Consider the following 7,651-nt stretch of genomic DNA (forward strand, 5'->3'; position numbering starts at 1 on the left):
TTTGATTTTAGGAACTTATACTTTTATGGAATACTCAAATCAACAATATCCGGCAGGGAGCCAAGTCCGGAGTGAAGAAGAAAAAGAGATAACTATTGCCGAGATACTTCAGGTTATAGCTAGAAGGAAAATCGGTATTGGAATAATTATCTTTTTTTCTGTTCTCATATCTCTGATGGCCTATTTTTCGCAGACGCCTGAGTATCGGGCGACTTCTGTTTTGATGATAAATCAGCAGCAAGGGACAGACGATTTAGTGCAAGCAGTACTAGGAGGAGCCGGTGCTGCTGATAGCAAAATGGCACAAAAAGATGTTGAGCTGCTACAATCGTTGCCGATTGCTGAAATGACAGTAAGAGCTCTTTGGAGTGGCGGGCGTCGTGACTCTCTTGAGTTTTTTGGAAATCGTGAATACATCTCCCCGATGTGGGCCTTGATACATTGGATAGCCCCAGTTCAGAAAGCCAAAGCGGAAAGCCGATACTTAAATGAAAATACCCCTGCATTTAATTTAATGATACGATATTATGCTCTGAAACTTAATAAAAAAATAAATGTTGAAGGATCAAGAGATACAAGTGTTTTGCGTGTTTCAGTAGCTAGCCCATTTGCAGATGAATCTACGTATTTGACAAACGTGCTTTGTAATGTTTACAAAGATTCAGATATACAACGTAATTCAGAGAAATATATTCAGTCAAACCGCTTTGTAGCAGAAATGCTACAAGAACAAAAAAATATGGTTGGTAAGGCCGATGCTGCATTGTCAGAGTTTATGTCAAAAAACCAGATGTATGATGTTACAGGAAATACAGCTGCTTTGCTGCAAAAACTGGTTGACTTTGAGGGCCGCTATAAAGACCTCATGGCAGAATACAATATTGTAATGAATAGTCGCGATTTTCTCGAAAAACAGCTAAGCCAAGCGGATCGAGAGCTTAGCGATCGTATAGCGCGAAACGTCAATGCACAATTAGGTACTATTCAGGATGAAATAAAGGCAAAGGAAGCGGATTATATAGCCATTTTACGCGTGAAAGCTGCTGATGATCCAGTGGCTAAGGGAAAAAAGCAGGAACTTGATCAGGTGAGGGCAAGGTATGACCAGCTTAGTCGTAGCAAAATAGCTGGTCAAATTGAGTATGTTGGTAAGGCTGAGAAGTACCGGTTCGATCTTATTTCTGAAAAATTACAATTAGACCAGAAACTAAATCGCCTTAAATTTAGTGCGACTGAATACCAAAGAGTGAAAAAAAGTTACGATGATCAGTTGGCTAATTTGCCAGAAAAAGAGCAGGCCTTCGTAAGGTTGGAACGAGATAGGGCGGTTGTGAGTAAAACATATTTGTTTCTCAAGGAAAAACTTGACGAAACGAGAATACTTATCGGTTCGGAAGTGGGTAGCGTCTCAATTATTGGAGCTGCGTTTCAACCATTTATTCCAGAAAGTCCTGTATTGGTAAAAAATCTTCTGATAGGTATGGTTCTTGGACTCATACTTTCTGCCAGTTATGTATATGGAATAGAAATGCTTGATGACACTGTTAATGAAGAGATGCAGTTTTTTAAGAGTCTGGGATTCAATATATGGGGGGTAGTCCCTTTTGTGAACCAGGCTAACGAATACATGAATCTCGAATCTGTTGAAAAAGATGGTAAGAAAAAACATGGAAGATTTAAAAAAATCCTTAAAAAGAATAGTGATATACAAGGTGATTCTGAAAAAGAACCTGTATCTCAGGTGAGAGCTTATCCATTAATGACAGATAAACTTAACTCAAGCTTTGCCGAAAGTTTTCGTACTCTTCGTACTAATCTTAATTTTTCAAGAATTGATAAGCCAGTCAAGACAATTCTGATTTCAGGTTGTTCAATCGGCGAAGGAAAATCCACAGTTAGTACCAATCTTGCATTGGCTTGGGCTATTGCAGATAAGAAGACTCTTCTTATCGATGGTGATCTTAGACGGCCATCTCAACATACTATTCTTAATAAAAAACGATCTCCAGGATTGACAGATTGCTTGATTAGTGACGAGAGCGAAATCAATGAGAAGTATTTTCAAAAAACTCATCTTGATAATCTCTATCTGATGAGTGCTGGCACCCCTGTGCCTAATCCTAATGAGCTGCTTGGCTCTGAAAAAATGCATGAATTTCTAAAGAAATTGTCTGATAAGTTCGACAGAATTGTTATCGATAGTCCACCAATATTTATTAGTGATGCAGCACAGCTCGTTAACGAAGTAGATGGTGTTTTAATAACAGCACGCCTGCATTATTCAAGCCGCGCACCACTAAAACAATATGCCTCTGACAATTTCCTTCATTCCAAAATAATTGGAGTTGCTATTATCGATAAACCACGGCCAACAAAAACAAGATATGGTTATGGTGAAGGTAAGTACGGTTATGGCAGGTCTGGATATGGACGTTATAGCAGCGTGTATCCGGAAAAACTGTAAGGATTTATTCCTTAATGGTAAATGCCCCGCTGTTTGCGGCGGGGTTCTTCATTAAGGAAATAAAAGAAAATGTAATATAAATATTGTGTAATTCGCTTAGGGAGATAGCGTTTTTAATTATCAATACAATACACCCATACAATCACTTTATTGATTGAATCCGCACAAAATAAGACGAAGGCAAAAGCTATATCAAGAGCAGAACTAAATTACGCAGGAAAATTGCCTAAACAGTTATCATTAAGGGCTGATGTCTTTTCAAGACAGACAAAGCAACTGATTGCTTTGGGCGTTGATATACTGTTTATTTTATTTACTGTCTGGATGTCATTTTCGCTCCGCTATGAAAGTCTTCATTATCCTGATAAGTTAGAATGGGTAGTATATATTCTTGCCCTTTTGATTGCTATACCAATATTTATACGATTTGGTTTTTACCGCTCAATTTATCGTTATAGTGGATTTGCCGCGCTAAGTACCGTTACAAAAGCTTGTATTCTATACGGAGTTCTTTACGCAATCGCAATCAAGTTACTTTCTAAATTTGGGATTCCTGTCTCTGTAGGTATCCTACAGCCAATTTTACTTTTACTTGCAGTCGGATCAAGCAGGGCCGTAGCTCGATTATGGTTTCACCCAGGAAACGCGGATATTTCGAATGAATGCAGTAAAGAAAATCTTCTTATTTATGGTGCCGGTTCTGCCGGAGTTCAAATTGCAAGCGCTCTTCAGCACGATGCGCATTATAATGTAGATGGGTTTATTGACGATGATTTTAAATTGCATGGAAAAAGTATAAACGGCATATCTGTTTACTGTCCGGATGATTTGTCGCTTGTTATAAAGAAAAAAGATATCACAAGTATTCTTATTGCTCTTCCAAAGGTAAAGAGATCACGAAGACAAGAGATATTTAGTTTTTTAGAAAATTATGGTGTACATATCCGGACACTCCCTGATATCAAAGATATTGCAGATGGTAAAATATCCGCATCTGATATCCGCGAACTCGATATAGAGGACCTGCTTGGACGAGATATCGTGCCGCCTGATGCTGAATTGATTAAAAAATGTATCGGGGCAAAAAAAGTTCTTGTTACAGGCGCAGGGGGTAGTATTGGAAGTGAGCTATGCCGTCAGATTCTTGCACTAAATCCAGAGCTTTTGATACTGCTTGATCAATCGGAATATAATCTTTATGCACTGAATCAGGAGCTTGAAAACCAGATTCAAAAGCATGGATTCTCAAGCCGTATTGTTTCCTTGCTTGGCGATGTCACTGATAAACGATCGATGCAGTCAGTGTTTAGCAACTATCGCCCGCATACGGTCTATCATGCCGCCGCGTATAAGCATGTGCCGTTAGTAGAAAGCAATCCGGTCGAGGGGTTACGCAACAACGTCATGGGAACATTTACTGTTGCCGAAGTTGCCCGTAAGAGCGGCGTAAGCCATATGGTTCTTGTAAGTACCGATAAAGCGGTGCGCCCCACCAACGTTATGGGGGCCAGCAAACGCATCTCTGAGATGATTCTTCAGGCGATGGCTGCGGAGCATCATGAATCAGGCACCTGCTATTCCATGGTTCGTTTTGGCAATGTGCTTGGGTCAAGTGGTTCTGTCGTCCCGCTGTTCAGACGCCAGATCAAGGATGGCGGTCCTGTTACCGTTACCCATAAAGAGATAACAAGATATTTTATGACTATTCCCGAAGCTGCTCAGTTAGTTATTCAAGCTGGCGCAATGGCTGTAGGGGGCGATGTGTTTTTGCTTGATATGGGCGAGCCGGTCAAGATTATTGATCTTGCCAAGCGTATGATAGAACTTTCTGGTCTGACGCTCAAAGACCAGGACAGCCCTGACGGTGACATTGAAATTGCAGTTACCGGTTTACGACCAGGGGAAAAGCTGTATGAAGAGCTGCTGATTGCAGACAATCCGATTCCAACAGAGCATCCAAGAATATTCAAGGCTCATGAATATTATTACCCTATGGAAAAGCTCACGCTATTTCTTGACGATCTTTCATGCATGCTTTCGGATGGTAATGTCGAGAAGCTGAAGCCCATGATTAAATCGATAGTCAATGGGTACCAGTTCAACGGACAAGTAAATGGCTTGCATATAGCCGACAAAGAAAGCCCTGTAAATGTATTATGATGGACTTTATATATACATAGCAGGCTACTAAAGCATGGTAGGCAGCGCTATTGTTCGTAATATTCTCGGTGATACCTCTTCGAGCAAAACTCTGTATTTGGCTTTTAGAACATATGCGAGTTAAATTTGACCAATCAAAAGTAAACCAAGAATTGCTACCAAAAGGTCAAACTTCTATGTCTCAAAAGATTATAATGTTGTTTGAAAACTAATCGAAGTGTGCAGAATTTATAATATAATCCTGCCAAGAGAGAACTGATTAATGAGTAGTTGAATTCTGTATGCCACAATCGCAGGAAAGTATCATATCCCTTCTGAAACGTCTTTGGAGGAATCTCGGAAAGAAACGCAAGGCGCAGTTTGCGGTGCTCATGGTGCTGATGATTTTCACCTCATTTGCTGAAATATTCAGCTTGGGGGCGTTATTGCCGTTTCTCGGCGTGTTGACTGATCCGGAGAGTATTTTCCGGAACGACACCGTAAGGGGGCTCGCAAAGCTTGTTGGGATTACAACGCCAAAAGGTATGCTCCTGCCGTTTACTTTTGCTTTTGCGGGTGCAGCATTGCTGTCAGGAGGGATGCGCCTTCTACAGATATGGGCTAACACGAAGGTATCGTTCGCTACAGGCGCCGACATCAGTATTGCGCTTTACAGCAGGACACTTTACCAACCGTACGCCGTTCACGTATCGCGTAATAGCAGTACGATCATTGATGCAGTTTCGGCAAAAGTGATGCAGGTCATAATTAATGGAATCATACCGGTAATCACTATGGTGACGGCCAGTTTCATCCTTATATCGATCATGGCTACGTTGATCTTCATCGATCCACTGATTGCCTTGTCGGCGTTTGGGGGATTCGGTGTAACGTATGCGGTGGTTATCAAGTTGACTCGTTCACGGCTGAAGGCGAATAGCCGGCTGATTGCTCGAGAGTCAACTCAGGTTGTTAAATCCCTTCAGGAGGGACTTGGCGGGATAAGGGACGTTTTGATCGATGGTACCCAGTCCGTCTATTGCGATGTGTACAGCAGGGCGGTGTTTCCCTTACGAAGGGCCCAGGGCAACAATAATTTCATCAACCAGAGTCCTCGTTTTGGCGTGGAAACGATCGGCATGCTTCTCATTGCCGGGTTGGCCTTCTGGCTGGCCGGGCAGCCAGGAGGTATGGCGCGAGCTATACCCGTGCTTGGTACACTGGCCCTTGGTTCCCAGCGGATGCTACCCGTGTTGCAGCAGTTGTTTGGTGGTTGGTCTGCATTGCAGGGAAATTTAGCTTCCATGGAAGAGGTGCTTGATCTGCTTGACCAACCAGTGCAGCAGATTAAAGGCGAGGAACAGGGGGAGGTTTTACCTTTTGAGAGGATTCTTGTGTTACGGGGGCTATCATTCCGCTATACGTCCGATGCTCCAGAGGTTTTGAAGGAGATCGACCTTGAGATTCCGAAGGGAAGCCGGATCGGGTTTATCGGGACGACAGGGAGTGGCAAGAGCACCCTGCTTGACATTGTGATGGGGCTGCTGGAGCCTACGGGAGGAGATGTTCAGGTAGACGGTACTCCTGTGACCCGGAACAATCTTCGCTCTTGGCAGCGGCATATTGCTCACGTGCCGCAGTCGATTTTTCTGTCTGATGCCTCCATTGCGGAGAACATAGCGCTTGGCGTACCGAAGAACAAGATTGATAAAGAGCTTGTCAGGCAAGCGGCACGGCAGGCTCAGATTGCCGATATAATTGAATCATGGCCGAAGCAGTATGAAACGGTGGTCGGTGAGCGTGGTGTACGGTTGTCTGGAGGTCAACGTCAGCGTATTGGTATCGCCCGTGCGCTTTATAAGCAGGCAGATGTGATTATCTTCGATGAAGCCACCAGTGCACTTGACAGTCAGACTGAAGAGGCTGTGATGCAGGCGATTGAAAAGCTGCATGAGGAGCTTACGGTGCTTATCATCGCCCACAGGCTGACAACATTAAAGAATTGTCATAGAATCGTTGAATTGGAAAATGGCAAGATTAAACAACAGGGAAGCTATCTATGTGTCATTAATGAATATTTACCGGAATAATAAATAGTAATAATCATGCAGTAGAATAAAAGAAATGAGGTGTAATGTTATTGAGATAATGTATTATTTCAATAAACTCAGCCATGTTATAATGTATAAAGTTAGTTTTATTAAATAATGTTATTATGGGTGTATGCCGAATAAAAAAATCAATTGAAGGGTTAATAAAAATAAGAATGCTCTGAGCATTGCCTGTTAGCGTCAGTTGAAAGTCGCTTTTGCAAAATGCCAAAAGCATGACTATTACTAAGAACATTTAAATGTTTAATTTGCTAGATAGGCATAACAAAGTTGTCGAATATATAACATATCTGTATATAAAAATAAAAGTTTATTAAATAATTATAGGTAAGTGGAAAATATATGAGGATATCACATTCACATAAATTTATTTTCTTGGCGACTCCTCGTACTGGTAGCACTACAACAAGAAATGTTTTAGACAAATATTCTGATATTTCGAGCATACTCATATCGGATATAACAAAAGAATTTCCGTTTTATCACCATATCTCTGCTCTGGAATTGAAACGTATTTTTGAGTGTCGAGGTTGGGATTGGGATAGTTATGAAAAATTCTGTTTTGTTCGCAATCCTTACGACCGAGTCGTATCCTTGTATCATCACTATTTGAAGATGAGAAAAAATTGGAAAGTTAAAAATTTGAAAACTTTTAAAACAAAATTAATATTTATAACGACGCGTCCTCCGTCATTTAGAGACTATGTAATGAACATTAATACAAATGATAGATTGCCTACATCATTAGAGTCTTTTCTTTGTGATGAGGATGGTAATTTTTTGGTCAATGAGATATTGATGTTTGAGAAATTAAAGGATGATCTACCAAGGTACTTAAATAAATTAAATCTCTATGGGATATATTCCCCGAAGCTCTGCTTCGTTAAAGATAAAAGTGTAATAATTGAGCACATATATTCATAAAAGTCATAATGTA

The 7,651-nt window shown here is 41.0% G+C and carries 4 protein-coding genes; all 4 read left to right on the forward strand.

Annotated elements, in window-relative coordinates:
- Position 1: 1 nt before the first annotated feature.
- The 4 genes from EST62_RS12080 (at position 2) to EST62_RS14020 (ending at position 7,638) form a co-directional block, all read left to right on the forward strand.
- Positions 2 to 2,464 carry a polysaccharide biosynthesis tyrosine autokinase gene (locus EST62_RS12080; protein WP_129052327.1) on the forward strand — a complete coding sequence of 821 codons (2,463 nt, stop codon included), beginning with the start codon at positions 2 to 4 and terminating at the stop codon, positions 2,462 to 2,464.
- Between the two features lie 150 nt (positions 2,465 to 2,614).
- A complete protein-coding gene (locus EST62_RS12085; protein WP_245153637.1) occupies positions 2,615 to 4,624 on the forward strand; it encodes a nucleoside-diphosphate sugar epimerase/dehydratase in 2,010 nt (669 codons plus the stop codon).
- Between the two features lie 281 nt (positions 4,625 to 4,905).
- Positions 4,906 to 6,693, forward strand: a complete 1,788-nt coding sequence (locus EST62_RS12090) for an ABC transporter ATP-binding protein (protein ID WP_245153640.1) — start codon at positions 4,906 to 4,908, stop codon at positions 6,691 to 6,693.
- A gap of 363 nt (positions 6,694 to 7,056) precedes the next feature.
- Entirely contained in the window at positions 7,057 to 7,638 is a 582-nt protein-coding gene (locus tag EST62_RS14020) for a sulfotransferase family 2 domain-containing protein (protein ID WP_129052328.1), read from the forward strand.
- The last annotated feature ends 13 nt before the right edge of the window (positions 7,639 to 7,651 follow it).

This window comes from Chlorobaculum sp. 24CR, from assembly GCF_004118635.1.
In the GTDB taxonomy this organism is placed as follows: Bacteria; Bacteroidota; Chlorobiia; order Chlorobiales; family Chlorobiaceae; genus Chlorobaculum.